Source organism: Mycolicibacterium sp. SMGY-1XX (assembly GCF_059132455.1).
The window spans coordinates 6,662,730-6,689,550 of sequence record NZ_CP101139.1 but is presented as its reverse complement, the minus strand read 5'-3'; the positions used below and the strand labels follow the sequence as shown (position 1 = coordinate 6,689,550).

The window sequence follows — 26,821 nt, the reverse complement described above, 5'->3', positions numbered from 1 at the left end:
CCCAAGTGGTCAGCCCACCCGGGCGAGTACTCGCCCCGGGGTGCCGATGCGGTCGAATCGCAGTGTGCGAGCAGCGATGCCGCTCTCGTGGTGGTCATGGCCCAATGCGCCCAGTTCGTGCTGCACAAGCCGCCCGACCCGCCGGCAGAACGCCTCCGGCTCATCTGCGGCATCGGGTACTTCGGCGATGACGGAGTCGACGACACCTTGCTGATACAGGTCCATGGACCGGATGCCCTGCCTCTCGGCCATTACCTCGGCATGGGACACATCGTGATGGAGTATCGCACTGGCACCCTCGGGTGGTAGCGGGGACAGCCACCCGTGCTGCGCCGCCAGGATCCGGTCAGCGGGCAGGAGCGCAAGAGCGCCTCCTCCGGTGCCCTGCCCGAGCAGGACAGATACGGTAGGCACCGGAAGGGCGATGAGATCAGCGATGCAGCGGGCGATCTCACCGGCCAGACCACCTTCCTCGGCCTCCTTGGACAGTGCCGCTCCGGCGGTGTCGATGACCGTCACCAGCGGCAGTTCGAGATCAGCCGCCAGCCGCATACCGCGGCGGGCCTGGCGAAGCGCGCCGGGGCCCAGGGGAGCGTCGGGCGTCTGGGCACGCCGATCCTGGCCCAGCAGTAGACACGGGATGTCGCCGAACCGGGTCAGGGCCAGGAGCAACCCCTCTTCGTTCTCGCCTTGGCCGGTTCCGTTGAGTTCCAGGACATCTGAACCGGCATACCTGAGGAGGTCGCGAACGCCCGGTCGATCCGGCCGCCGGGTGGCGCAGACAGCCTGCCAAGCGGTCACCTCGGACACGGCTCGGGCGGGGACGGCGGTCATCGATACCGAGTTCGGGGGCGTCCGCGTGAGGATCGTCAAAGCGCGGTGCAACACGTCGCCGATCTCGTTGTTGGCCACCACAGAATCGACGAGCCCGCGCGCATAGAGGTTCTCGGCTGTCTGCACACCGGTGGGGAATGGGTTGCCGTACAACGCCTCATAAACGCGCGGTCCCAGGAATCCCACGAGCGCGCCCGGTTCGGCGAAGGTGACGTGCCCGAGCGAACCCCATGAGGCGAAGACGCCACCTGTCGTCGGGTTGCGTAAGTACACCAGGTAGGGCAGGTGGGCAGCCTTGTGGGCCACGATCGCCGAGCTGATCCTGACCATCTGGAGGAACGCCGTCGTGCCTTCCTGCATACGGGTTCCACCGGAGGTCGGCATGGCCAGAAGTGGTAGTCCTTCCGCGGTGGCACGTCGGATGGCGTCGGTCAGCCGTGCCCCGGCTGCCACACCTATCGACCCTCCCAGGAATCCGAAGTCACATGCCAGCAGCGCGATTCGGCGGCCGCGCAGGGTCGCTGTCCCAGTGATCACGGCTTCGTCGAGACCGGTGGCTCCGCGGGCGCGGGCCAGGTCGGCGGCATAGCCTTCGTCGGTGTCGATGTCGATCGGGGTGGTGTCCCAGGACGTCCACGACTGGTCGTCGACAACCTCGTCGATCAATTGAAGTGCTGTCAGTCGCGTCATCGCTGCTCCGTCTCCAAGGCGTCGATGAGGTTGTTGTCGGCGCCCAGCACCGGAGGTGCGGTATGTGAGCGCCGAGTGCGTTCCTCTCCGTCCAAGTCGAAGAACCGCAAGGGAGGCCCGGGTAGCGTGATGGTGCCCAGCGTGTCATGGTCGACGTCGACCAACAAACCCTGGGATCGGGTCTGATCCCACTCGTACACCTCGCGGATGTTGCGGATCCGCCCGGCGGGCACGCCGATTCGATCCAGCTTGGCGAGCAGTTCGTCGGTGCTGTAGAGCGCGAAGGCGCTCTGAACGAGTTCGTTGACACGCTTCTGGTTGGCAACCCGTTCGGGGTTGGACTCCATACCGGCGGTGGTGGGGTCGATATCGAAACCCTCGCAGAACCGCATCCACAGTCCTTCGCTGCCGACGGCGATCTGCACTGCACCATCCGCGCTGTCGAAGAGGCCGTACGGACAGATGGAGGGGTGGTGGTTGCCCGTCGCCTCACCCACTTGGCCGGCGACGGTCCATTTCGTGCCCTGGAAGGCGTGTACTCCTACAACGGCAGCCAACAGTGACGACCGCACCACCTGCCCGTTCCCGGTTCTGGCTCGTTCCTGCAGCGCGGCGAGGACGCCGAAGGCCCCGTACATGCCGGCAAGCAGGTCAGCGATGGGAACCCCAACCCGCTGGAGGTCATGCGGGCTGCCTCCGGTAATTGACATCAAGCCGGCTTCCCCCTGGGCGATCTGGTCGTATCCCGCACGTCCGGCCTCGGGTCCGTCATGGCCGAAACCACTGATGGACAACATGATCAGGCGGGGATTGAGTTCGCGGAGTCGCAATTCGGAGAAGCCGAGGCGCGTCATCACACCGGGCCGGAAGTTCTCCATCAATACGTCCGCGCGTCGGACCAGCGCTTCCAGTGCCTGGCGGCCCGAGTCGGCCTTGAGGTCGAGCGTGACGGACTTCTTGTTGCGGTTCGCGCAGAGGAAATACGTCGATTGACGGTCGGCTTCGGCGCCGACGAACGGTGGTCCCCAGCCGCGCGTGTCGTCACCGTCCGGGCTTTCCACCTTGATGACCTCGGCTCCGAGATCGCCGAGCATCATCGCGGCGTGCGGGCCTGCGAGGGCCCGGGTGAGGTCGACGACGAGAAGCCCATGGAGGGGGCCCGACGAGCCTGGCGTGGTGCTAGCAGTCGTGAAGTGAGTCATGGGAGTCCTTGGCCGGTGGAGGAGAGAGCTACTGGCTGAGTGGCCTAGCCAATTTAGGAAAACACGCTTGCGGGCTGGAGTCAACCTTGTGCTCATTGAATTTCGTGGCATGCATCACTGCCCAAAAGGTAACGTGCCCTGCGTAATTCACGCAGGGCACGTTGTTTCTTAGGACTTAGAGCCAGCCGGGCAACACCAGCACTCCCCAGGCGATGAGTGGTCCGATGATCACGACGAGCGCGCTGTACTTGAGGATCTGTTTGTAAAAGACGTCGCGGTCCACGCCCTGCGCGTTGGCCAGAACGAGGGCCCCGTTGGTGGAGAACGGGCTGACGTCGACGATGGTGGAAGCGATCGCCAGGGCCACGATGACTCCGACCGGGCCTATCTCACCGGCCATCAACAGTGGCACGGCGAGCGGGATGGTGGCACCGAGGATGGCCACCGAGGAGGCGAATGCCGAGACGATGGCGCCGAGGTAGCACAGAAGTAGCGACACCAGCAGCGGCATGCCGATCTGAGCCACGCCGTTGCCCACCCACTCGACGCTGCCGGCCTCCTGCAGGACGCCCACGAAGGTCAGCACGCCACCGATGAGAAGGACTGTGGACCAACTGATCTGCGATACTGCGCCCTTCTGCGCCTTGGGGGATGCCAGCGCGAGAACTGCGGCCACTGTCATGGACACGAACCCGATGTCGAGGTCGAGGATCAGTGACAGCAGGGCGAGTGCGCCGAGGCCGATCAGGGTCAGCACCTGGTCGAAGGAGACAGTGTGCCGGGGTAGCGGACTGGTCGGCGTATTGGGCGGTGCGGTGAGCGTTTTCGCCGAGGCGGCGGTGCCGTGACCCGAGAATGTCGGCGTGTCAGTGTTTTTCGGCGGCACGCTCGAACCGACCGCTCCCGGACCGGTTCCGTCGACCTCATCGTGGGTGGAACGGCCCAGCAGAGAACGCCCGCCGAGGAAGATGAACAGCAGTACGCCGATGCCGGCGTTGAAGAGCAGGCTGCCGAGAAACAGGGTCAGCGGGCTGTTCACCAGGCCGGCCTTGGCTGCGATGTTGTTCACGGTGACGCCGTAGATGCTGATCGGAGAGAAGCCGCCGGCCTGGGCCCCGTGAATCACCATCATGCCCATCAAAAGGGCGTTGATGCGGTACTGGCGGGCGAAGGTCAGTGCTATCGGCGCGATGATCGCGACAGCGGCGGGACCCAGGGCGCCCAGGGCGGTGAGGATGGCGGTGATTCCGAACATCACCCAGGGAATGAACGCGACACGTCCGCGGACGAGGTGCAACGCGCCGCGCACCATCAGGTCGACCGTGCCGTTGTTCTGGGCGATGGCGAAGAGGTAGGTCACGCCCACCAATGTCAGGAACAGGTCGCTGGGGAACCCGGCAATGATGTCGTCGGTATTCATCCCCACCGCGAGTGTGCCCACCAGGAACGCCGCGACGAACCCGAGGGTGCCCATGTTGATCGGTAACAGCGTCGCCGCGGCGAACATCGCGATGAGGGCGAGGATCGGAATGAGTTCGAGCGGCATCGGAGACTCCGAATCGTGAGAGCTACGCCAGGTGGCTCACTGGCCTAGCCATTACACCAGTGAGGCAGGTCACTGTCAACTGCGAGTGTGATCTGAAGGGCGCGGCCGCCTCACGTCGCCGAGTAAGGTGTGGCCTAGAGAGTGGGTGAGTGAGTGGTAGAGCAACTGAGGCCTGTGACGCGTCCTCGGCTGTACGAAGTGATCGTCGAGCAGTTGTGTACTTATATTTCCGACAACGAGATGACCCCTGGGGATCGGCTTCCGGCGGAGCGCGAACTGGCGGCCAAGCTCAGCGTCAGCCGGGCATCCCTCAGTCAGGCCCTCGTCGCGCTGGAAGTGCAGGGTGTCCTGGCGGTACGCCATGGCGATGGCGCCATCCTGGTCCGGCGCCCCACCGAGGAACGGGCCGTCAAAGCGCTGCGTGAACACGCTGACCGGATCCCCGACATCATCGAGGCGCGCGAGGCGTTGGAGGTGAAGCTGGCCGCACTTGCGGCCGCGCGTCGCACCGACGCTGAAATGGCCGCGATCGACGAAGCCATCTCCACCATGGAGCGGGAAGTAGAGTCGGGTGATCGCGGAGTCGTCGGCGACGAGATGTTTCACGAGGCGATCACCGCGGCAGCGCACTCGTCACTTCTGGCCAAGCTCATGCACGAGATCTCCGGGCTGGTACGTGAGACGCGTATCGAATCGCTGTCCCAACAGGACCGGCCCCGGTCTTCTCTGGAAGGGCATCGCCGGATCGCCGAGGCCGTCCGTAACAAGGACGTCGATGAGGCGGCCAGCGCCATGGCCGACCACATCCGCATGGTGTCGGACGTGGCATTGCTGCGTGCGCCGGACTGAGCGACCGGTGACGCGATACGTCGCGCTGCTGCGCGGCATCAACGTCGGGGGCCGCAACCTCATCGGCATGAAGGACCTGCGCGCCGCGATGGAAGATCATGGTCTGCACAACGTGTCCACCTACATCCAGTCCGGCAATGTCCTGTTCGAGACCGATGCCGCCCGCGCTGCGCTGGAAGCCGAGATCGAAGCCACCCTGCAAAAGCGTCTGGGCGTCCCGCTGGTGGTGGTGCTGCGCTCGCACCGGCAGATGCAGAACGTGCTCAAGCAGGCACCGTCCGGTTTCGGGACGGACCCTGACACCTATTACTCCGACGCGGTGTTCCTGAAAGCGCCACTGACCACCGAGCAGGTGATGGGAATCGTTGAACTCCGGGACGGGGTGGACCAGGCCTGGCCCGGCCCCGGCGTGGTCTATTTCGCCCGGCTCGGCGCCGAACGGACCAAGAGCAAGATGAGCAAGATCGTCGGTAAGCCCGAGTACAAGCAGATGACCATCCGCAGCTGGACCACCACCGTCAAACTCGTTGCGCTGCTCGACCAGATGCGCTGAGTACTACAGCCCGAGTGCAAAGGCGATGAAAGCGATCACCGGAACCGAGGCCACGGTGGTGATCAAGGTGGCGTCGCGGGCGAGTTTCTCACCGCGCTGGAACACCGCGGCGTAGGTGTTCAGGTTCTGAGCGGCAGGCAGCGCTGCCAGCACCGTCGCCACCGCTATCCCGTGCGCCGACATGTCGAACACCCAGCGGGCCAGCACGTACGCCAGCGCCGGCATCAGGATCACCTTGAACACCACGGCCAGAACGAGATCCACGCGGCTCTCTTCGCCGGAACCTCCGCGCTGGGTGACCAGCGCGATGCCGAAGGCCAACAGCACGGTGGGAATTGCCAAGTCCGCCAACAGGTCCAGCGGTTCGTGAATGGCCCGCGGCAGAGTGATCCCGGTGAAGGCCATCACCAGTCCGAGGGCACTTGCCACGATGATCGGGTTGGTGACGAGGTCTTTGACCTGTGCCTTCACCGATGAGGCGCCGCGGCCGTCGGAGTTGATGATCGCCACGCCGAGCGGTACCAGCACCACGGTCTGGAACACGATGAGGGCCGACACCTCGGTGGTGCTGCCCAGGACGTAGGTGCTCAGCGGTATGCCGAGATTGCCGGAATTGACCCACGACGCGGCCCAGGCGCCGACGGTGGCATCACCACGGCTGCGCCGCCGCAGTGCCATCGCGATGACGAAGTAGACGGCGAAGACGATGAACGTCGTGACCGCGGACACCAGCAGTGGGAACGAAAACACCTGCGAAGGTGTCGAGTCGGACAGTGACAGCAGCAGCAGCGCAGGCACTCCGACATGGAACGCCACGCGGTTGAGCACCATGCGGGCGTTCTCTCCGAGGACGCCGCGCCAGCCCACGATCATGCCCACCGCGATGATGACGGCGATGACGGCGAAGGCCTCCAACACCGCCAGCACTGAAACCCCTTTCCGGGGCAGTCAGCCCGGGCCCGTCAACACCTCGATTATCGGGGCGCGGCGTCGGTAGCGCGAAATCCAGGCCTCGAGCCGAGCCCGGACTGTGGCGAGTCTCTCGGCCCAGGGCGTGACACATGCCCTTGACCTCAGTCGACACCGTCGCATAACCGTCCACGCCGCTGCCGAATCCGAATGTGGTGCGGAACACAAAACCCGCTGAACCAGGCGGCGCCACAAGGGTTTTCAACGGGTTTCGATGTGACGGGATCAGGGGAAGTCCCGTACGGTCGATGACGACCCCCTGAACCCGCCCACGATTTTTCGAACGGGAGCGCAGAGTCAACGATGCCCGAAGAGATCGAGCTCGAATCCGCAACATCCCTGGCCGTGACGCTCGCCTGGGTGGCGGGCGCCATCGCCATCGCGTACCTGTTGGGCTTGCTGGTGCCCTGGCTGTTGCGGCGGCTCGGCCGCCGCAGCGCGTCGATCCTCGACGTCGCCCTGATCACGCGCACACCGTTCCGTTTCCTGCTGATGGTGATGGCGGCCAACATCGCGATCCGGCGCTTCGCCGATCCCGGTGCCAGCTGGCGGTCCTGGGTGGACCACACGTTGGTGATCCTGCTGATCGCCGCAGTCACCTGGTTGATCGCCAGCTTCGTGAAAGTGGTCGAGCGCCGGGTCATCGCCAAGTTCGGCGGCGGCGACGAGGAGATGACCGACGCCGACCGGCAACGCCGCCGGCTGCGGACGCAGGTCACGACCGTGCGCCGGCTGGTCATCGCGGTCGTGGTGCTACTCGGACTGGCCGCAGCGCTGATGACCTTCCCCGCCTTCGCCAACATCGGCACGACGCTGTTCGCCTCGGCCGGTGTGCTGTCGGTGGTCGCCGGCCTGGCCGCGCAGACCTCGTTGGGGTCGGTGTTCGCGGGCATGCAGATCGCGTTCTCCGACGCCATCCGCGTGGGTGACGTGGTGGTTCTCGAGGAGGAGTGGGGCCGTATCGAGGAGATCACCCTCACCTACGTCGTGGTGAAACTGTGGGACCAGCGCCGACTGGTGCTGCCCACCACCTACTTCACCACCACGCCGTTCCAGAACTGGACCCGCAACGCCACCGAGCTGTTGGGCACCGTCGAATTCGACGTCGACTTCACCGTGCCGATCGAGGACATGCGGGTGGAACTTCAGCGCCGGCTCGAGCAGAGCGATCTGTGGGACGGCCGCACCGGCGTCCTGCAGGTCACCGACGCCATCAACGGGGTCGTGCGGGTCCGCATGCTGCTCAGTGCCCCGAATGCCAGCGCGCTGTTCGACCTGCGCTGTTTTGTCCGCGAAGGACTGGTGGACTGGCTGCAGCGCACCAACCGGGGTGCCCTGCCGCATCAGCGGCTCGAGGAGGTCCAGTCGGCGCCGGCGCAGGAACTCGCCCGCCGCAACGGTCACAACGGTCAGCCCAAGGCCGCCGCCGGGGTGTTCAGCGGCAGCCGGGAAGCCGAGGAGCGGGCCCGCGAGTACGAGCGTGGTGGCGTGGCCGTCGACGAGAGGGTCAACGGGCACGACGCGATGCCCCGCGGTTACGACGACAACTGACAGGCCGACAACTGACCCGCCACCGACCGGGCCGCCCGTCAGTATCCTGCTGGCGATGGCGCACGATCGATCGAGCGGAAGGATCCGCCTCAGCCGGGGTCTCAAAGCGGCGCTGAACGGCAGCCGGGACCCGGCGCCGTTGGCCGGACAACGCCGCCGGACGTCCGGCGGCATGGGCGATGTCCACACCCGCAGCGTCCTGGACCTCACCATCCGCCTCGCCGAGGTGATGCTGTCCTCCGGTTCAGGAACCGCGGACGTCGTCGCCACCGCCCAGGATGTGGCCCAGGCCTATCAACTCACCGACTGCGTCGTCGACGTCACCTTCACCACGATCATCGTCTCGGCGCTGCCCACGGCGGACAGTCCGCCGGTGACGATCGTGCGGTCGGTCTGGACCCGATCGATCGACTACACCCGTCTCGACCAGCTGAACCGGCTGATCCAGCGCATCACCGCCGGCGGAGTCACCGTCAACGACGCCCACGCCGCGATGGACGACCTGACCGAACGTCCCCATCCGTACCCACGCTGGCTGGCCACGGTGAGCTGGGCGGGTTTCGCCCTCGGCATCGCGATGCTGCTGGGCGGCTCACCGCTGACGTGCCTGGTCGCGGCCGTCACCGCGGCACTGATCGACCGGGTGGGCCGCGTCCTGAACCGGATGAAGACGCCGTTCTTCTTCCAACACGCCGTCGGCGCGGCCATCGCAACCCTGGTCGCCGTCGTGGTGGCGCAGTTCGCCGGGCAGGGTCTCGCCGCCTTGGTGGCCACCGGAATCGTGGTGCTGTTGTCGGGGATGACGATCGTCGGTTCGATGCAGGACGCACTGACCGGTTACATGATCACGGCGCTGGCCCGGTTGGGTGACGCGCTGTTCCTGACCGGCGGGATCGTGGTCGGAATCCTGGCGGCGCTGCAGGTCGTCACCGTCGCCGGCGTGACCATCCAGTTGCACGTCGACGTCAGCCAGACATTCGTCACCCCCTCGCAGCCCCTGCCGATCGCCGTCGCGGTGGCGGGGGCGGCGCTGTCCGGTGTCTGCCTGACCATCGCCAGCTACGGCCCGCTGCGGTCGGCCGTTCCGGCCGGATTCGCGGCCGCGCTCGCATCGGCATTCGTCATCGGTCTCAGCGCCGTCGGGTTCGGTCAGGTGGTCGCCACCGGGATGGCCGCCGTCGGCGTCGGCCTGGTCGCGACCGTCATGTCGATCAGCCGGCGGGCACCGGCGCTGGTCACCGCGACCGCCGGCATCACTCCGCTGCTCCCGGGGCTGGCCGTCTTCCAGGCCGTGTTCGCCTTCGCGGTGGACAAACGCTTCGACGACGGATTGGCCCAGATGCTGGCCGCGGGGGCCACCGCGCTCGCGATCGGCAGCGGGGTGGTGATGGGGGAGTTCATCGGATCGCCGCTGCGGTCCGGTGCCGGCCGGTTCAGTCGCTTCTTCCAGCGACCGGAGCCACCCGGAATCCGCCGCGCGGTCGGCCGCGGGGTGCGGCTGCGGCCGGTGAAGACTCCTCGCCCCAAGAGCAGCGGGTACACGCGCTCGCACAGCGTGGCACTGGAACCGGCCGACGACGACACCGACTGAGTACCACTGCTGCAAGGCATACTGTTCGCCATACGGCAAGAGCCATCAGTCGAACGGGAGGGTCAGAGTTGACCAAGGTGATGTCAGGTGTCCGGGTCCTGGAAGTAGCACAGTTCACGTTCGTACCCGCCGCGGGCGCCATCCTCGCGGACTGGGGAGCTGATGTCATCAAGGTCGAACATCCCGTCCGGGGTGACACACAACGCGGATTCATCAACATGGGCGGATTCCAGCTCGACCCGGACCGCCACCCGCTGATCGAACATCCCAACCGCGGCAAGCGCAGCGTCGGGATCGATGTGTCCACCCCGGGCGGGCAGGAAGTGCTCTACGAGATCGCCAAGACCGCAGATGTCTTCCTCACCAATTACCTGCCCGCACAACGGCAGAAGAACAGGTTCGACGTCGAACACATCCGCGCGGTGAACCCGGACATCATCTACGCCCGCGGCAGCGCCTACGGTGACAAGGGTCCGGAGCGGGACACCGGCGGCTTCGACGGAACCGCGTTCTGGACGCGCAGCGGAGTGGGGCATGCGCTGACGCCGGAAGAGCTGGGCGGCGCTCTGTCGCAGGGCATTCCGGCGTTCGGCGACTCCATCGGCGGGATGAACATCGCCGGCGGCATCTCGGCGGCGCTGTTCCACCGGGAACGCACTGGTGAGGCGACCGAAATCGACGTGTCGTTGTTGTCCACCGCGTGGTGGGCCGCCGGTGCCAGTGTCACGCAGGGCATGGAGACCGGTCAGACCATGCGTTCGTTGATGCCGAATTCCACAGGGCCGTCCGTCAATCCGTTCATGGCCAACTACCAGACCTCGGACGGCGGCACCATCAACCTGTGCATCGTCAGCCCCACCGGCTACATCCGCGACGCCTTCGAGCACCTGGGCCTGCCGGAACTCGCCGACGACCCCCGGTTCTCCGAAGTGATGCCGCTGATCGAGAACGCCGCCGAGGGTGGGGCACTGATCGCCGAAGCGATCCGGAGTAAACCCTTCGAATACTGGCGTCAGCATCTGAGGACGATGCGCGGCCAATGGGCGCCCTTCCAGAGCCTCGTCGACCTGGCAGGTGATGAACAGGCGATCGCCAACGACATGGTGGTCGAGGTCGAAGCCGGCGACGGTGGCACCCCGTTCAAGGTGGTTCGCGGACCCGTCCAGTTCAACCACGAACCGCTGGAGACCACCCGCGCCCCGCAGGCCTCCGAACACACGGAGCTGGTGCTGATGGAACTGGGCATCGACTGGGACCGGATCGCCGAGCTCAAGGAGTCCGGCGCGATCGCGTGACCACCGCCGCGCGCACCACCGTGATGGCCACGGGCAGGGTGGACAGCACCGCGATGGCGAGCACCATGAGCTCCAGGTGCTGCGCGACGAACGCAACGTTGCCCAGGAAATAACCGACCGTCGTCAGACCCAGGCCCCACAAGCTGCTGCCGATGATGTTGAACAGGAGGAACATCCGGTAGCGCATCCCGGCGATACCGGCGACCACGGGTGTGAAAGTGCGCACCACGCCGATGAACGGCGCGATGACCAGGGCCTTGGCCCCGTGGCGCTCGAAGAAACGATGCGACTCACGCAGGTAGCGCTGTTTGAAGAACCGCGCATCGGGTTTGCCGAACAACGCCGGACCGATACGCCGGCCCAACCCGTAACCGACCTGACCGCCCGCCACCGCGGCGACGGCCGCGCACGGACCGACCGACCACAGGTCGACGGCTGAATGTGGCTGGGCCGCAATCAGACCTGCGGTGAACAACAGGGTGTCCCCCGGCAGGAACGGAAACAGCAGCCCTGTCTCGATGAAGACGATGACGACGACACCCAGCAGGACCGCCGACCCGAATGGCCCCGTGTCACCGAGCCAGTACATCGGGTCCATGACCTCGGGCAGCGCCAGGACCGCACCCGTCACAGCCTGCGAAACTACCTGCGCGACATTGCCGGCGAGGAAACTACAGGCGAATGTCGCTCACGCGGTGGCCTGATCGAAGATCCGGGTGATGATGCCGTTCTCCGGGTCGTAGAACAGCGGGTCCAGGACCGCCCAGCTACCGATCTCGTCGATGGTCCACAACTTCTCCGGGGTCGGGAAGTCCGCGGCGAACTCCGCCGCGATCTCCGGCAGTACCGGACGGAAGCCGGCCTCGGCCCAGAGTCGTTGCGCCTCAGGGGTGTACAGGTAGTCCACCAGTCGCGCCGCTTCGTCAGGATGCTCGCTGGTACTGACGACGGCAGCCTGGTTGTCGATCTTCAAGGTCTGCGGAGGAACGATGCGCTCCACGCCGGAGGAGTGCCGTTCGGCGTCGATGGCGCTGTTCTCCGGGGCGATCAGGACGTCGCCGGTGCCGGCGAGAAACAGGTCGATGGCCTCCGGGACGGTGGTGGGGCCGACGAGCACGTGTTCGAGGATCAACTTGTTGAGGTAGTCGATGCCGGCGGCTCTGTCCTGCCCGCCGCGGCTGGCGGCCGCATACCCCGCCATCAGTCCCCACTTGCCGGAGCCGGACAGGACGGGATTGGCGGCCATCACCTCGACGCCGGGCCGAAGCAGGTCGTTCCACGTCTGGATGTTGAGCGGGTTGCCCTCACGCACCACCAGAGTGGAGATCGAACCGAACGGCTGCCCGTGGTGGGGTCCGGTGTTCCAGTCGGCGGAGATCTTCTCCTCCCGCACCAGCCGATCGATATTGGGTTGATCGGCCAGGTAGACGATATCGGCCTGGGCCCCGTCGAGGACCGACTGCACGAGTTCGGCCGACGGTCCGTAGGTGGTCCGGACGGAGATGCCTTCGCCGGCCTCGGTAGCGCCGAAGGCCGGAATGCTGGCATTCCACCCGGGAGCGGCCGAGGTGAACGCCAGGACGGACAGCGACACGGTGCCGTCGGGAGCGTCTTCCGAGCCGGCCCCCGAGGTCGCGTTGGAGCAGCCGGCGATCAGCGTGGCCAGCAGGGTGATGGAGAGGAGCCGCCGCCACCGTCGGGCTGGCGCGCCGGTGTCGGTCATCGGTCCATCCTGTGAAGACTGGGACGCCAACGGGACAAGCATCCGCAACTGTTTGCCGACAGCATAGCGGGTACGTCGGCGAACCGGGCCCCACCGTTACTGGAACGTGTTACAGTTCTGCGGTCGTCGCCCTCATGACGGTGCCGGTGGGGCGCTCCCGTGAGACGCACGCTGGTTGCGCGTTTCCCGGTTGCGCCACAACAGAATCACTCGGGATCGTCCTGCCGTGGCGGCCGTTTCGTCGGCTCGCATCGAGCGTCGGCCGAGCGGGCCGGCGTGAGTGCGGAGCGATGCAAAGCGGCGGAGGAACGGTGGCCATCTTTGACTAGACCACGGAGCAAGTCGGCGTCGCTGGCGTGGGTGGTGCTCGCCTATTCCGTCGCCGTTGTCCTGGCGGTCTGCTGGCTGGTGTGGGGTCCGGACACCGGGCGGCTGTGGCTGGATGCGTTGATCGCCGATGTCCTCGCGACACTGGTGGTGTTTGCGTTCTCCCGCGCTTTTGGCAACTCGAGCTTCTATGACGCGTTCTGGAGCGTTGTCCCACCTTTGCTGCTGTTCTACTGGTGGCTCCGTGGTGAGGCCGGGTTCGATGATCCCCGCTGCTGGCTTGTCGCCATCGTGGTGGTGGCGTGGGCCATTCGCTTGACGGCCAACTGGGTGTACGCGTTCCCCGGGCTGCACCACGAGGACTGGCGTTACCCCATGTTCCGGGAGCGGGCGGGCCGGCTGGAGTTCGTCGCCGATCTGGTCGCGATCCACCTGATCCCCACTCTCCAGGTGTTTCTGGCGATGCTCCCCGTGTACATCGCGGTGACGCGGCCGAGCGACGGGATCGGGTGGCTCACCGTGGCCGCATTCACGCTGGGCCTGGCCGCGGTGCTGCTGGAACTCGTCGCAGACGTGCAGATGCATCGTTTTGTCCGCCACCGTGCGCCGGGTGAGGTGATGGATCGCGGCCTGTGGAGCTGGTCGCGGCATCCGAACTACTTCGGCGAGTTCCTGTTCTGGCTCGCGCTGGCGCTCTTCGGCATCGCCGCGGCTCCGGGTGACTGGTGGTGGCTGGTGCTCGGGGCAGCCTCGATGCTCGCCATGTTCCTGGGGGCGAGCATCCCGATGATGGAGGCTCGCAGTCTCGAACGCCGGCCGCACTACGGCGACGTGATCACCCGGGTGCCGCGGTTCGTGCCGCGCCCGCCGAAGAAGGCGCGGGTGTGACCCGTCCACGCGTGGTGGTCGCCGGTCTCGGCGATTCCGGTGTCCTGACGGCGATCCGGTTGGCCCGCACCGCCGACGTCGTGGGTGTGTCGGTGAAGCCGGGGCTGCTCAGCGGTCAAGAGCTGGGTGTGCGTCTGGCGCGGCCCGACGAGTGGGCCCGCGACTACTGGATCGCCTTCGAACGTTTCCGCGGCCTGGATGACGTACGTACCGTGCAGGGCACTCTCACCGGCGCCGACCCGGACGCGCGCACGGTCACGGTGACGGTCGCCGACGCCACCACCGTCAGACTCGACTACGACGTGCTCGTCATCGCCACGGGTGTCACCAACGGCTTCTGGCGACGACCCACAGTGCAGTCCGGTGCGGACATCGCCGCCGATCTGCATGCGGCACATGCCCAGTTGTCGGCCGCGACGTCGGTGATCGTCGTCGGGGGCGGCGCGGCAGCGGTCAGCAGCGCCGCCAATCTGGCCGGCAGATGGCCGGGCAAGTCCGTCCACCTGTACTACCCGGGTGAGCGCGCGCTGCCGGCGCACCACCTCAAGACCTGGACGACGGTGCGGCGGCGTCTGGTCGACCGCGGGGTCGTGCTGCATCCGGGACACCGGGCCGAGATCCCGCACGGGTTCGGGTTCGACAGGATCACCGACCGGCCCGTGCAGTGGACCACCGGCCAGCCGCCCGCCACTGCCGATGCGGTGCTGTGGGCCGTCGGGAAGGTGCAGCCGAACACGGGCTGGCTACCGTCGACGATGCTCGACGAACACGGCTTCGTCCGGGTCCTACCCGATCTGTCGGTGCCGGGCCATCCGGACGTGTTCGCCGTCGGTGATGTGGCGGCCACCGATCCGCTGCGCAGCTCAGCACGCAACCGCGCCGACAAACTGTTGGCGCACAACGTCACAGCGTCACTCGACGGTGCACCGCTGCGCACCTACACGCCGCCGAAGCGGCGGTGGGGTTCGGTGCTCGGCGTGCAACCGGACGGGCTGGAGGTGTTCGCTCCGTCCGGTCACGCGTTCCGTTTTCCGGCGTGGTCCATCGATCGGGTACTGCAACCGTGGATCGTCCGGCGTGGAATCTACCGCGGGATCCGGCGCTAGCCCGCTGCCACCCGCGGCGCCCGGTCTGCCGACGCCGTGTCGAGCACCATCGCGGCCACCCGATCCCGGTGCTGCTCAGCCGAACCCAGCAGGGCCGCATCGGTGCTGGCGCGTTTGAAGTACAGATGGGTCTGGTGTTCCCAGGTGAAGCCGATCCCGCCCAGCACCTGAATGGTGTCGGCGGCGATGCGGGCCGCCGCGGCAGAGCAGGTGGACTGCGCGATGCTCGCCGCCAGCGCCGGATCATCGGAGCCGTCGGTCAACGCCCAGGCTGCGTGGTAGGCGGTCGAGCGGGCATGCTCGGCGTCCACCAGCATGTCCGCCAGTCGGTGTTTGACGGCCTGGAACGAGCCGATGGGCCGACCGAACTGCAGCCGCGCCTTGGCGTAGTCGACGGCGAGGTCGAGCAGGTGTGCGGCGATACCCACCTGTTCGACCGCGAGCAGCGTGGCGCCGACGTGCAGCGCATGGCTGATGACCCGGTCGGCTTCACCGGCACCGGCAACGAGTTTCGCCGGCGCACCGGTCAATTGCACTGACGCCTGCGGCCGGGTCAGGTCCAGGGTGGCCAGGTCGGTGCGCTCCGTGGCAGAGCCGTCGACGGCGTACAACGCCACGCCGTCGGGGCCGTCGGCCGCCACCAGCAGGACATCGGCTGCGCCGGCGTCGACCACCTGGGTTGCGGACCCGGTCAGGGTGAACCCGTCGCCTGCCGCGGTCGCGGTGATGGACACCGACTCCGGGTGGAACATGCCGGCATGGTCGGGCACCACGACTGCCGCGGTGCGCCGTCCCTCGACCAGCTCGGCCAGCAGCTCGTCACGAGTGGGGGAGGCCGGCGCCGCGACAAGCGCGGGGATGGCGAGGAACACCGTGCCGAACACCGGCCCGCAGGCCAGGGCTGCGCCGAGCTCCTCGACGGCCACGGCCTGATCCACCAGGGTGCCGCCCGCGCCGCCGTCGTCCTCCGGAACCGCCAGGCCCAGCACACCGAGCTCCGATCCCAGCCGTTGCCAGGCCTTGGCGTCGAACGGCGGGTGGGTCTCCATCAGACGGCGCACCGACTGCTCGTCGAAGTTGTCGGCGCAGAATTTGCGCACCGCGCGGCGCAGCTGCTCCTGCTCGTCGGTGAACACGAACTCACTAGCCACGGGGAATCTCCTTCCAGGGCATCCCGGCGTCGGCGCGGAGGTCGCCGGGCAGCCCCAGTACGCGCTCGCCGAGGATGTTGCGCATGACGTCCGAGGTGCCACCCTCGATGGTGTTGGCGCGGCTGCGCAGGAACCGCTGCTGTACCGGTCCCCGCCAATCCGCGTTGTCGTCCTCATCCAGCAGGTCGTACGTGTGGTACAGGATTGCCTCTGCGCCAAGGAAATCCATGCACCATTCGTAGATGTGCTGATTGAGCTCGGCGCCCACCAGTTTCCCGATCGATCCTTCGGGGCCCGGTCCGCCGACCGTCGCCGCGGCGCGGGACCGTTCCGAGGTCAGGCGTTGGGCCTCGGCGCGCAGCCACAGTTGGGTGAGGCGGTCACGTAGCACCGGTGTCTGCTGTTCGGGGCGGGACGCCCACAGCGCGGTGGCGTCGGCGATGGTGCCCGCTCCGCGGCGAGATCCGCTGCCGCCGAGGGCGCTGCGCTCGTTCATCAGGGTGGTCATCGCCACCCGCCAGCCGTCGTTCACTGCGCCGAGGCGCATGGTGTCCGGAATCCGGGCGTCGGTGAAGTACACCTCGTTGAACTCGGCCTGGCCGGTCATCTGCCGCAGTGGCCGGGTCTCCACGCCAGGAGAGTGCATGTCGATGACGAAGTAGGTCAGTCCCTTGTGCTTGGGCAGGTCGGGATCGGTGCGTGCCAGCAGCAGGCCCCACCGCGCCCGGTGCGCCAGGCTGGTCCAGACCTTCTGGCCGTTGATCACCCAGTCGTCACCATCGCGGACCGCTGAGGTGGCCAGCCCGGCCAGATCTGAACCGGCCCCGGGTTCGGAGAACAGCTGGCACCAGATGTCCTCGGTGGTGGCCAGCGGACGGAGCAGGCGTTGCTTCACCTCGTCGGTCTGCGCGTGCTCACGCACAGTGGGCGCGGCCATGCCGTAGCCCATGGGGTTGAGCCCCAACGGAACCGGCCCGCCTGCGCCCTGCAGGATCCGGTCCGCGACGGCCTGTAAGCCGCGGGAGACCCCGAGGCCGCCCATGCCCTCGGGGAAGTGCACCCAGGACAGCCCGGCGTCGTAGCAGGCGCCGAGGTACTCGCGGACGGGGACCGATTTCGGATCGTGCTCCTGCACTACGGCTCGAGCGAGTTCGGCGACACGAACCTCGTCAGATGTGGTGCTCATCACGCCACTGTAGAAAATTGACTTCTGTCAACTCCGGGCGGGGTGACCGTTCGAGCGGCTTGCCCCGGCAACTCGCGCCCCACACCCGGCGACTCGCGCCCCACACCCGGCGACATATATGTGGGTTGCCGCGCGACACGCCGTGTGGCCGTCGCTGGGCACATATATGTGGCGGTCGAGCGCCGACCCTCGGCGACATATATGCGGTTTACCGCGCGACACGCCGTGTGGCCGTGGCTGGGCACATATATGTGGCAGCAGAGAGAGGTGGCGGTCGAGCGCGAGAGGGGACGGGGCGGGGTCAGACGCGCGGGATGGCCGCCGCGATGCTGTCCAACAGCGCGGTGTAACGGCCGGACTCGGGATGGCGGCCGGGCTTGCCACTGCTGACCACGCCGGCCGCGAGCTCACGCTCGGGGTCGGCCCAGATCGCGATCTCGGTGAGTCCGGTGTGGCCGAACGCCTGGGCTGCGTCGCGGCCGAACGGGCCGAACCGCTTGGAGCCCAACATGTATCCGGTACCCCAGCGCAGCGGCATCAGGCCCATGGCGAGATCCGGGCGCAGCCTGCGGGCTTCCGTCGTCGCGGCGCGCAGCGTCTCGGGTCGCAGCACCCGCACACCGTCGAGTTCGCCGCCGCGCACCAGGATCTCGGCGAATCGGGACAGCTCGAACGCTGTCGACACCGTGCTCGATGACGGGATGACGCTGGTGAGGAAGGCCGGGGTGTTGGAGAAGGGGATGATGCGTTGTGGGGTGCCGCCGACGGCGATCTTGAACGCCTTGGCGATCGGTGCGGGCAGCGGCTTACCGGTGACGTGACTCGGTGCGACCAGTGGCACATCGTCATGTGCCACACCGTAATTGGTCCACCGGAAGCCGAGGGGGTCCAGAATCTCGGTCGCCAGGATCTCGCGGATGTCACGGCCGGTGGCCGCCGAGACGATCTCGCGCATCAACGGTCCCCACGTCAGCCCGTGGTAGATGTGCACCAAGCCGGGTCGGTACACGGGCTTGAGTTGGGAGAGCATCTCGCGGGCGTACTCGCTGTCGTTCATCCGCTTCAGATCGACACGCGGACCGGTGGCGAAGGGCACGCCGGCGCTGTGTGTCATGACGTGACGGATGGTGGTGCGGTCCTTGCCGTGGCTGGTGTAGGTGGGCAGGTAGTCGCAGACCCGGTCGTCGAGGGAGAACTCGCCGCGCTCGACGAGCATGTGCACCACGGTGGTGGTGATGGCCTTGGCCGCGGAGTACACGCAGAACGGCGTATCGGTGGTGACGGGGATCTGCCTGGCATCCGGCGGGTCCGTGGGGCCGTTACCCCAGGCGTGTCCGATCGCCCGGTTGAGCACCACCCGGCCGCGGTGGCGCAGACAGACCTGGATCGCCGGTTGCATTCCGGCGGCGTACCAGTGCCGCGCCGCCTGCCAGATGCGCTCGAGCGCAGCCGGGTCGATGCCGGTGCGGTCCTCGTCACCGACAGCGGTGACGGAGTCGAGGTCCTTCGGGACGGCGATCCGCCCGTCCGCGGTCATTACGGCGTCGGGGTGGACGGCGCTTCTGCGGGAGCCGGGGCCGACGGAGCCGGTGGCGTCTTGGGGCCGGTGAGGACGCGGCCGAGCTGGCCCAACACGTCCAGCGGGGACGCGGGTACCGGCAGGCAGCCGGGCGCACAGTCGGTCTTCTGCCACGGCTGGCAGCCGCTGGTGGTGAACGCGGTGTCGGTGGCTTCGATCTGGACGGCCTGGGCCTTCTTGCTCATGGCGTTGTCGAGGATCTGGTCGCCGCCCACCCGCTTCCAGTAGCAGGCATCACCCTCGACCGGCCCGGGGGACTGGTAGGTGCCCGGCGCGATGTCGGTGCCCACCGCGTAGGTGCCGCTGGTGTCGATGGAGGTCTTGGGCGCCGGGGGCGGTGCGGGCTCGGGTTCTGCGTGGGCTGTTCCGCCCGCGACGCACAGGCCCGCAAGGGCCAGCGCCGATACCCATGCTGCTGATCTCTTCGTCCACACAGCAGACAAGAATAGACGAGCTAACTGAGAGCCCGGGTCACGCGCAGCACCGGCCACCCGGCTTCGGCGGCGGCCGCGGCGAGGGTCCGGCGCGGATTCACCGGGCGGGGGTTCCCCACCAATCGCATCGACGGGAGATCCTCCTCGCCGTCGGAGTAGAAGTAGCTCGCGGCCAGGTCCAGCTGGTGCTGTTCGCTGAACCGCGCGAGCGCCTCGGCCTTGCGGGTGCCCCAGATGATCGGCTTACGGATGTCGCCGGTGAGCCGGCCGTGGTCATCGACGGCGAAGTGGTTACACACCACGTTGGTGATGCCCAGCGAGCGGGCCACTTCGTCGATGTGGATGTTCAGGGCCGAGGTGAGGATGGTGACGGTGTGTCCCCGGCTCTGGTGGGCCGCGACGATTTCGCGCATCCGCGGGAACATCCGCGCTTCGATGCGGCGGTTGAACAGATCGGAACCCAGGACGTCGAGATCGGCCAGCGATTCGCCCCGCAGATAACCAGCAGCGCGCACCACGAGGCGTTCGAACTCCATCCGGCCGAGCCGGTAGCGCGTCGCGGCTTCGATGACTCCGAGAACCTCGCCGATCCTGGCCTGGCGCCGTCGGATTCGGTGACCTGCGTGCGGTACCGCGGTGAAACCGTCGACCAGGGTGCCGTCCACGTCGAAGAAGGCGCCGATGTGCGCTCCCGCAGGACTTGCGGCGACCGCGTCGGCTCCGGCCGGGGGGGTCATGTGGTCAGCCGGCGAGCCAACCGCGCCCCCGTACGCCTCATACCGTCGGAGATACGTATCGAGAAGAACGGATTGAAGATGTCCTCACGCAGCCGGGTGAGGGTGGAACTCGTGATCCGCCACTGGCCGTCGAGCTTCTCGTACGTCTCGTGATAGTGGCCGTATCCATTGAGATTGACCCCGGGGGCCAGGCGCACCACATCGTGGAGGGCCCAGACACCGCGTGCGGTGGTATCGGACGTCAGCTCGATCTCCGGGGCGTGCACCTGATGCACGGTCGGTTGGGAGCGCCGGCCGATGTTCTTTCTGGTGAACGCGACGAATTCGTCGGCGCCCATGATCACCGCGCCACCGGCGGCCGCGGTGTCACTGATGAAGTCATCGGCGAACACGGTGCGCCAGGACTGCCAGTCCTTGGCGTCGAGATGACGGCAGTAACGGGCTTTGAGCTGCTTGATCGAGTCGAGTTCGAGCACAGCGGTCGCGGCATCCATAGCTGAACCTCCGGCGGGTGACGAGGTGGCCAGACTACCTTCGGCGACGTCCTGGAGGCGGTACGGTCGAGCAGTGGCGGACGAACCGGTGGACCGGGAGCAGATCTGCCTCGCCTTCTGTGAGCACCGATTCGACGACGTCTTCCCCCACCTGGCCGCCGATGTGCGCTGGACGGTGCCCGGCTACATGGTGCTCGAAGGTGCCGACGCCCTGCGGCGCACCTGTCGTGAGACCGCGGGCAGTCTCGAGGACACCACCGAGGTGACGGATCGACGCGTGGTGGTCACCAGCCCGGATGCGGTGGTGATCGATTCGATGACCCGCTATCAGAGCCCCGGCGGGGTGACCGCTGTATCTGATTGCCACATCTTCGAATTCGACGGGAACCGGATCGCCGCCATCACGTCCTATGCGGTGGAGGTGGATCCCCGGGACGTCGGTGCGCCCGCGTCGGCCCAACGCTCGTGGCCGGTGTGAGCCGGGTCGACGAGGGCGCACCTTGACCCCATGCTGAGCAGCTGCATAGCATGACGCGATGGGCGTCTACTACGACCCGTACGACCAGGACATCGTGGCCGATCCGTATCCGGTGTACGCGCGGCTGCGCGAAGAAGCGCCGCTCTATCACAACGAGCGCTACGACTTCTGGGCGCTGTCGCGGCACGCCGACGTCGCTCACGCACTGAGCGACTGGGAGACGTTCTCCAACAGCCGAAGCGACATCCTGGAACTGGTGCAGTCGGATTTCGACATGCCGCCCGGGGTGATGATGTTCCAGGACCCGCCGCAGCACACCATGCTGCGTGGGCTGATGTCACGGGTGTTCACCCCTCGGCGCATGGCCGCCATCGAGGATCAGATCCGGCAGTACTGTGTGCGATGCCTGGATCCTCTTGTCGGATCAGGCGGATTCGACATCGTGGCCGAGTTGGCCGCCATGATGCCGATGCGGGTGATCGGGATGCTGCTGGGCATCCCGGAATCCGAGCAGACCGGCTTCCGCGACGCCAACGACGCGAATCTGCGAACCAGGCCGGGCGCCCCGATGAAGGTCGCCAACGCAGACCGGATCGCCGACGGGCGGATGTACGCCGACTACGTGGACTGGCGGGTGAACAACCCCGGCGATGACCTGATGACCGCGTTGCTCACCGTCGAGTTCGAGGACGAGACGGGCACGGTCCGCAAGCTCACCCGCACCGAGGTCCTGCACTACACCCAGGTGGTCGCGGGTGCGGGCAACGAAACCACCGGCAGATTGATCGGGTGGTTGGCCAAGGTGCTCGCCGACCATCCCGGGCAACGCCGCGAGGTCGCCCAGGACCGCTCGCTGTTGAACCAGGTGATCGACGAGACGTTGCGGTTCGAACCCACGGGCCCGCACGTAGCGCGTTGGATGGCAAGCGATTTCGAGGCGTACGGCACCACCGTGCCGGCGGGCAGCGCCATGCTGCTGCTCTTCGGCGCCGCCAACCGTGACCCCCGCCGGTTCATCGACCCCGATACCTTCGACATCCACCGCAGCAACAGCCACCTCACGTTCGGCAAGGGCACGCACTACTGCCTCGGGGCGAACCTGGCGCGCCTGGAGGGCCGGGTCGCGCTCGACGAACTGCTCAACCGGTTTCCGGAGTGGGACATCGATCACGACACGGCGCGGCTGGCGCCCACCTCGACGGTGCGCGGCTGGGAGGAGCTGCGGATCGTGCTGCCGTAACGCGTCGTTTACGCCGTCGGCGGAACGTGAAACACGGCCCGCGCCAGACTGGTTCGGGTGACCCTGCACCACCTGCCCGCCACCGCGCCCCTCGACGAGGTGATCGCAGCCCTGCGGCGCGACAACTACGTCATCATCGACAACCTCGTCTCCTCCGCGTTCATGGACGAGCTGGAGGCCGAACTGGACCCGTACATCAACGACAGTCCGGTCGGTGCCGAAGACCACCTGGGCAAGAAGACCCGTCGCACCGGTGCCCTGGTGGCCCGCTCACCGTTGTCACACCGGCTGATCCGCCACCCCACCATCCTGGGTGCGGTCGGTGATTTCCTCGGGCATGCCAGTGCCTACCAGTTGATGCTGACCCAGGTGATCTCCATCTACCCCGGCGAGTCGGCGCAGGGTCTGCATCAGGACGAAAACGCCTGGGATTACTTCCCTTTCCCGCTGGACTATCACGTACAGTGCAACACCTTGTGGGCGTTGTCGGACTACACCGCTGAGATGGGAGCCACCCGCGTGGTACCCGGCAGCCATACGGCCGGGCCCGACGCGCAGTTCAGCGACGCCGACTGTCTGCAAGCGGAGATGGAACGCGGTTCGGTGCTTCTGTACTCGGGCAAGATCTGGCACAGCGGCGGGGCGAACCGGTCGAGCCGGATCCGTAAGGCCGTCAACATCAATTACGCGGTCGGGTGGGTGCGGCAAGAGGAGAACCAGTATCTGGCCTGCCCGCCGGACGTGGCCGCGGGTCTCGATGACGACATGCTGAGGCTGATCGGCTACCAGCAGGGTGCGTACGCCATGGGCTACTACCGGGATGTGGAGGATCCGATCGTGGCCGTCCGTGGTGACGGCTACAGCGCCCGTCCCGGTGCCGACATCGACGAGATCACCCCGGCGGCCCGTGCTGCCATCGACAGGCTCATCGCCGCCAAGAGCGGATGATTCACATCCTGGTCAGGCGAATCGGATATGTGTAGCTGCCGCCCGGGGCGCCGTCGCAGCCGGTGGCGAACGACGAGACCATGGCTCCGGTGAGGGTGTTGGCGTCCCAGGTGTAGACGTCGCGGGTCGGGATGGTGGGGCCGTAGTAGACATTGCCGCAGCGCAGGCCGAACGGGTCGTCGATCGTCATCGTGTACTTGCCGTCGGCGTAGTAGGCGTTGACATACGCCTCATAGGCCTTGGCGATGGGCTGCGGCAGTGTGATGACGCTGACGCAGTCGGGCACCGATTCGTTGCAGCCGCTGATCGAGAAGATCCAGGTGTGGAAGTCGTAGCGGCCGTCGATGGCGACGTTGTAGGCGCCGTAGTACATCTTGGCCGCATGCGCGGTGGGCGCCAGCCCCAGAATCGACGCGGCGATCGCGACGACAGCCACCAGAATCCTCATGGCCTCAATCTAAGACGACCGGCGCTGGATTACACAACAAATCGAAGATGTAACTCTAGAGTCCCCGCCGCAGTGCCGCGACGGTGTCCAGGTCGCCGAGGGCCGCGACGCTGCGGGCCAGACCCTCGAGGGCGATGTCCTCGTTCTGCATCCCGCCCATCCCGGCCGTGGCCAGGGCGGCCACATACGCATACAGCGCGCCCTGGCGGTAGCGCAGCCACAGCTCGTCGGGGTCGAGCGCCGGGCCGCCGGCGGCCGCGAGCGCGCCGCGGTAGCGGTCCAGCAGATCCCGTTGGTGGGTCCGGCGTTCGTCGGGGGTCATGCCGGTGACCAGGGTGTAGGCGAGTTCGCGGCCGGGGTGGCCGCGGCGCACTGCCTGCCAGTCCAGCAGCCCCGCGCCCCCGCCGCGGAAGTACACATTGCCCGGGTGGGCGTCCCCGTGCATGACGGTGTGCGGCGGCCGGTCGATCAGCCGGGCGACCGCGCGGTAGTTGTCGATGATGAACCGGCCATCCTCGATCGGGATGGTGGTGCGGCGGGTCAGCCGGCGCGCCGACGTGTTCAGCAGCGAGCCGGTGAGCTGCGAGGTGGGGTCCTCGGAGGCGGTATAGGTCCACGCGAGTGGCCGTTCCCAGTACCGGCCGTGCAGCCGGGCGAGCAGTTCGATCACCAGGCCGGCGCGGTCGGCGCCCAGCGGGTGAAGCGTGTCGGGGAAGTCGCAGGGGCCGGCCGCCAGGTCCTCGAGCACCAGGACAAAACCACCGGTGAGTGGATCGAACGCCGCGGCATGACACTGCGGCACCCCGTCGATCTGTTGTGAGATCTGTTGGTAGAAGCGGACTTCGGTGTGTCCGAGGCGGCCCAGCTCGCCGATGAACCGGGTGCCTGCGGTGCGGGCGGGCATCTTCACGAAGACGGTGGCGGGCACGTCGTCGCCGGTGAGGGCCAGCCGGACACGCGAGGAGGTTCCGTCGTCACCGCCGAGTGGGGATGCCGAGGCTACGCGTCGCCCGAGCAGCCGGGACAGTGCCGGCGCGTCGAGCTGGGCGGGCCGCCGGGGCAGCGGCCGGGCCCACCCGATCAACGGTTGGGTGAGGACGCGCTGTATCCCGCGGCCCAGGTGAAGAGCGAGGCCGACCGAATCCCCACGATACGTCATGGTTTACAGTGATAGCAGAATATGTAATGCCGATAGGCGGGAATGCTCATGGACTTCTCCCACGTGCAGCTCAGCGACGAGGACCGGGCGTTCCGGGACGGCCTGCGGACATTCCTCGCCGAGCACGTCACCGGCGAGGTGATCGAGCGAGACCGCCGGACCGGTGAGAACTTCGACGAGGGGGTGCACCGTGCGCTGGGCGCGTCCGGATATCTGGCGGCGGACTGGGCCGACGAAGCCGATGGCGGTTTCTCCGCGGTGCGCCGCCGAATCTGGGAGCTGGAGATCGGGCGGGCGCACACTCCGTGGTTCCATTGGGGGACAACGGCTCTGGTGGCCAAGTTCGTTGCGCAGTTCGCCTCCGGAGAGCTGCGCGACGAGGTGCTGCCCGGGGTGCTCTCGGGTGAGATCCTGCTGTGCCTGGGCTACACCGAGCCCGACGGCGGTTCGGATGTGGCCACGTGCAAGACCAGGGCCGTCCGGGACGGTCAGGGCTGGATTGTCAACGGGTCCAAGATGTTCACCTCCAATGCGCACAACAGCCGGTATGTGTTCCTGTTGACCAACACCGACCCGGACGGGCCGAGGCATCACAATCTCACCCTGTTCCTGGTACCGCTGACCAGCCCCGGGATCGAGATCCAACCCGTCCGTACCGTCGACGGTGACCGGACCAACATCGTCTACTACAGCGACGTCCGGGTGGCCGACCGATACCGCATCGGCGACGTCAACGGCGGGTGGACGGTGATGCGAGCCGCGCTGGCTGCCGAACATGGTGTCAGAGAGCCGGATTCGGCAGGCCTGCAGAAGCTCGCGGTGATGACCGAACATGCCCTGCTGACCGCCGAGGCGCTCGACGCGGTGTCCGCGTCGGTGGGCACGCCCACCGACGACGTCGCTCTCCGGTTGGGGCGGTGCGTGGCGCGGCAGGAGGCCGCGTTGAGTACCTCCGGTGTGTACGGCCGGGTGGCCATCGCCCAGACCATGCGGGATGTCGCACCGGATCTGATGGACATCCTCGGCAGTGCTTCGGCGCTCTCGGACAGTGCCGCGGAGTATGTCTTCCGGTTGGCCGGACCGACCGGGATCTATGGCGGCACCCTGGAGGTGTTCCGCAACATGATCGCCCAGCACGAATTGGGCTTGGGCCGGCCGGTTTACCGGGCCACGCCCGCCAGGAGATGATCGAAGAGCCGGCCGGCGGACTGGGCCGCGCGCTGTTCGTCGCGGGCAGCGATGTGCTCGACGACCGCGCTGTGTTCGTCCGCCAGAGCTTCGGCGAAGGTCGACGTGGTAGCTGCGACGCTGGCGGCGATGGTCTCGCGCAGCCCGCGATACAGCTCGATCAGGATCGTGTTGTGCGAGTACTGCACCACCGCGAGGTGGAAATCGGCGTCGGCACGGGCGAACTCGTCGGGTCCGGTCCTGAGGCACTGATGACTCGTGGCGAGCAGTCGGCGCAGTTCGGCGAGTTCGTCGGGGGTGTGGTTGAGCGCTGCCAACCTGGCGCCTTCGACCTCGAGTGCGCGGCGCACCTGCAGGATCTCCCGCAGCTCACTGCCGCACAGTCGTCGTAGTGCCCCGGACACCTCACTGGTGGCACGCACGTAGGTGCCGTCGCCCTGGCGGACTTCCAGGATGCCGGCGTGAGCCAGGGCGCGGACGGCCTCGCGAACGGTGTTGCGGCCTACGCCCAGGTGCTCGACGAGCACGGCTTCGTTGGGGATGCGCTCACCCACCGGCCATTCGCCGCTGTTGACCGAACTTCGCAACTGCTCGATGACCTGCTCGACCAGGCCGGCTCGACGGGTAGTGGTCAACGGCACAGGACGTCCTTTCA

General features: G+C 67.2%; 26 protein-coding genes. 11 read left to right on the top strand and 15 right to left on the bottom strand.

Translation table 11 applies throughout. The annotated features are described in order from the left end of the window. Positions 1-9: 9 nt before the first annotated feature. The 3 genes from NL241_RS31935 to NL241_RS31925 form a co-directional block, all read right to left on the bottom strand. Complete coding sequence (locus tag NL241_RS31935) at positions 10-1,524, bottom strand: carboxyl transferase domain-containing protein (protein ID WP_494396078.1); 1,515 nt, start codon at positions 1,522-1,524, stop codon at positions 10-12. Next, positions 1,521-2,726 carry a CaiB/BaiF CoA transferase family protein gene (locus tag NL241_RS31930; protein WP_494396077.1) on the bottom strand — a complete coding sequence of 402 codons (1,206 nt, stop codon included), beginning with the start codon at positions 2,724-2,726 and terminating at the stop codon, positions 1,521-1,523. Before NL241_RS31930 ends, NL241_RS31935 begins: the two co-directional genes overlap by 4 nt. A gap of 175 nt (positions 2,727-2,901) precedes the next feature. Then, positions 2,902-4,272, bottom strand: coding sequence for an SLC13 family permease (locus NL241_RS31925; protein WP_494396076.1), 1,371 nt, complete (start codon positions 4,270-4,272; stop codon positions 2,902-2,904). Positions 4,273-4,425: 153 nt separating this feature from the next. On the opposite strand from NL241_RS31925, the gene NL241_RS31920 reads away from it, so the two are divergent. Then, on the top strand, positions 4,426-5,121 hold the full coding sequence (locus NL241_RS31920; protein WP_494396075.1) for a FadR/GntR family transcriptional regulator: 696 nt from the start codon (positions 4,426-4,428) through the stop codon (positions 5,119-5,121). Between the two features lie 7 nt (positions 5,122-5,128). Further along, positions 5,129-5,674 carry a DUF1697 domain-containing protein gene (locus NL241_RS31915; protein ID WP_494396074.1) on the top strand — a complete coding sequence of 182 codons (546 nt, stop codon included), beginning with the start codon at positions 5,129-5,131 and terminating at the stop codon, positions 5,672-5,674. Between the two features lie 3 nt (positions 5,675-5,677). On the opposite strand, the gene NL241_RS31910 is transcribed toward NL241_RS31915, so the two are convergent. Continuing rightward, on the bottom strand, positions 5,678-6,601 hold the full coding sequence (locus NL241_RS31910) for an AEC family transporter (RefSeq protein ID WP_487690384.1): 924 nt from the start codon (positions 6,599-6,601) through the stop codon (positions 5,678-5,680). Between the two features lie 345 nt (positions 6,602-6,946). Here NL241_RS31910 and NL241_RS31905 point away from each other — a divergent pair, with 345 nt between their 5' ends. The 3 genes from NL241_RS31905 (at position 6,947) to NL241_RS31895 (ending at position 11,080) form a co-directional block, all read left to right on the top strand. After that, complete coding sequence (locus NL241_RS31905) at positions 6,947-8,194, top strand: mechanosensitive ion channel family protein (protein WP_487690386.1); 1,248 nt, start codon at positions 6,947-6,949, stop codon at positions 8,192-8,194. A gap of 55 nt (positions 8,195-8,249) precedes the next feature. Continuing rightward, a complete protein-coding gene (locus tag NL241_RS31900; RefSeq protein WP_487690389.1) occupies positions 8,250-9,785 on the top strand; it encodes a threonine/serine exporter family protein in 1,536 nt (511 codons plus the stop codon). Between the two features lie 80 nt (positions 9,786-9,865). After that, on the top strand, positions 9,866-11,080 hold the full coding sequence (locus NL241_RS31895) for a CaiB/BaiF CoA transferase family protein (RefSeq protein ID WP_487690621.1): 1,215 nt from the start codon (positions 9,866-9,868) through the stop codon (positions 11,078-11,080). Here NL241_RS31895 and NL241_RS31890 read toward each other — a convergent pair. Both NL241_RS31890 and NL241_RS31885 read right to left on the bottom strand, forming a co-directional pair. Further along, on the bottom strand, positions 11,055-11,678 hold the full coding sequence (locus NL241_RS31890) for a VTT domain-containing protein (protein WP_487690623.1): 624 nt from the start codon (positions 11,676-11,678) through the stop codon (positions 11,055-11,057). The two genes, NL241_RS31895 and NL241_RS31890, sit on opposite strands and share 26 nt — an antisense overlap. 90 nt (positions 11,679-11,768) lie before the next feature. Then, the gene (locus tag NL241_RS31885) at positions 11,769-12,803 is read right to left on the bottom strand and encodes an extracellular solute-binding protein (RefSeq protein WP_487690392.1); all 1,035 of its coding nucleotides are present in this window, start codon (positions 12,801-12,803) and stop codon (positions 11,769-11,771) included. Positions 12,804-13,124: 321 nt separating this feature from the next. Between NL241_RS31885 and NL241_RS31880 the strand changes: the two genes are divergently transcribed. Both NL241_RS31880 and NL241_RS31875 read left to right on the top strand, forming a co-directional pair. Beyond that, a complete protein-coding gene (locus NL241_RS31880) occupies positions 13,125-14,018 on the top strand; it encodes a DUF1295 domain-containing protein (protein WP_494396073.1) in 894 nt (297 codons plus the stop codon). After that, positions 14,015-15,124: an FAD-dependent oxidoreductase gene (locus NL241_RS31875; protein ID WP_487690397.1), complete on the top strand. Its 1,110-nt coding sequence runs from the start codon at positions 14,015-14,017 to the stop codon at positions 15,122-15,124. Before NL241_RS31880 ends, NL241_RS31875 begins: the two co-directional genes overlap by 4 nt. On the opposite strand, the gene NL241_RS31870 is transcribed toward NL241_RS31875, so the two are convergent. From NL241_RS31870 to NL241_RS31845, 6 genes are all read right to left on the bottom strand, one after another. Beyond that, a complete protein-coding gene (locus tag NL241_RS31870; RefSeq protein ID WP_487690400.1) occupies positions 15,121-16,275 on the bottom strand; it encodes an acyl-CoA dehydrogenase family protein in 1,155 nt (384 codons plus the stop codon). The two genes, NL241_RS31875 and NL241_RS31870, sit on opposite strands and share 4 nt — an antisense overlap. Further along, complete coding sequence (locus NL241_RS31865; RefSeq protein ID WP_494396072.1) at positions 16,268-17,461, bottom strand: acyl-CoA dehydrogenase family protein; 1,194 nt, start codon at positions 17,459-17,461, stop codon at positions 16,268-16,270. Before NL241_RS31865 ends, NL241_RS31870 begins: the two co-directional genes overlap by 8 nt. Before the next feature lie 301 nt (positions 17,462-17,762). Continuing rightward, positions 17,763-18,998: a lipase LipE gene (lipE, locus tag NL241_RS31860; protein WP_494396071.1), complete on the bottom strand. Its 1,236-nt coding sequence runs from the start codon at positions 18,996-18,998 to the stop codon at positions 17,763-17,765. Further along, positions 18,998-19,474: an Rv1352/Rv1906c domain-containing protein gene (locus tag NL241_RS31855; protein ID WP_487690409.1), complete on the bottom strand. Its 477-nt coding sequence runs from the start codon at positions 19,472-19,474 to the stop codon at positions 18,998-19,000. The genes lipE and NL241_RS31855 overlap by 1 nt, the downstream gene beginning before the upstream one ends. Positions 19,475-19,494: 20 nt before the next feature. Then, positions 19,495-20,211 carry an HAD-IB family hydrolase gene (locus tag NL241_RS31850; RefSeq protein WP_487690412.1) on the bottom strand — a complete coding sequence of 239 codons (717 nt, stop codon included), beginning with the start codon at positions 20,209-20,211 and terminating at the stop codon, positions 19,495-19,497. Then, positions 20,208-20,705, bottom strand: a complete 498-nt coding sequence (locus NL241_RS31845; protein ID WP_487690414.1) for a nuclear transport factor 2 family protein — start codon at positions 20,703-20,705, stop codon at positions 20,208-20,210. The genes NL241_RS31850 and NL241_RS31845 overlap by 4 nt, the downstream gene beginning before the upstream one ends. Positions 20,706-20,778: 73 nt before the next feature. Here NL241_RS31845 and NL241_RS31840 point away from each other — a divergent pair, with 73 nt between their 5' ends. The 3 genes from NL241_RS31840 to NL241_RS31830 are packed head-to-tail and all read left to right on the top strand — an operon-like array spanning position 20,779 to position 23,371. Beyond that, on the top strand, positions 20,779-21,183 hold the full coding sequence (locus tag NL241_RS31840; RefSeq protein WP_487690417.1) for a nuclear transport factor 2 family protein: 405 nt from the start codon (positions 20,779-20,781) through the stop codon (positions 21,181-21,183). Positions 21,184-21,241: 58 nt separating this feature from the next. Next, positions 21,242-22,423 carry a cytochrome P450 gene (locus tag NL241_RS31835; protein WP_494396070.1) on the top strand — a complete coding sequence of 394 codons (1,182 nt, stop codon included), beginning with the start codon at positions 21,242-21,244 and terminating at the stop codon, positions 22,421-22,423. A 57-nt stretch (positions 22,424-22,480) separates the two neighbouring features. Next, positions 22,481-23,371: a phytanoyl-CoA dioxygenase family protein gene (locus NL241_RS31830; RefSeq protein ID WP_487690422.1), complete on the top strand. Its 891-nt coding sequence runs from the start codon at positions 22,481-22,483 to the stop codon at positions 23,369-23,371. A gap of 1 nt (position 23,372) precedes the next feature. Here NL241_RS31830 and NL241_RS31825 read toward each other — a convergent pair whose 3' ends face one another. Continuing rightward, positions 23,373-23,819, bottom strand: coding sequence for a hypothetical protein (locus NL241_RS31825; RefSeq protein ID WP_487690425.1), 447 nt, complete (start codon positions 23,817-23,819; stop codon positions 23,373-23,375). Between the two features lie 55 nt (positions 23,820-23,874). After that, the gene (locus NL241_RS31820; RefSeq protein WP_494396069.1) at positions 23,875-24,978 is read right to left on the bottom strand and encodes a phosphotransferase family protein; all 1,104 of its coding nucleotides are present in this window, start codon (positions 24,976-24,978) and stop codon (positions 23,875-23,877) included. A 48-nt stretch (positions 24,979-25,026) separates the two neighbouring features. Here NL241_RS31820 and NL241_RS31815 point away from each other — a divergent pair, with 48 nt between their 5' ends. Continuing rightward, entirely contained in the window at positions 25,027-26,166 is a 1,140-nt protein-coding gene (locus tag NL241_RS31815) for an acyl-CoA dehydrogenase family protein (RefSeq protein ID WP_494396068.1), read from the top strand. On the opposite strand, the gene NL241_RS31810 is transcribed toward NL241_RS31815, so the two are convergent. After that, on the bottom strand, positions 26,139-26,807 hold the full coding sequence (locus tag NL241_RS31810) for a FadR/GntR family transcriptional regulator (protein WP_494396067.1): 669 nt from the start codon (positions 26,805-26,807) through the stop codon (positions 26,139-26,141). The genes NL241_RS31815 and NL241_RS31810 overlap by 28 nt on opposite strands. Between the last annotated feature and the right edge of the window lie 14 nt (positions 26,808-26,821).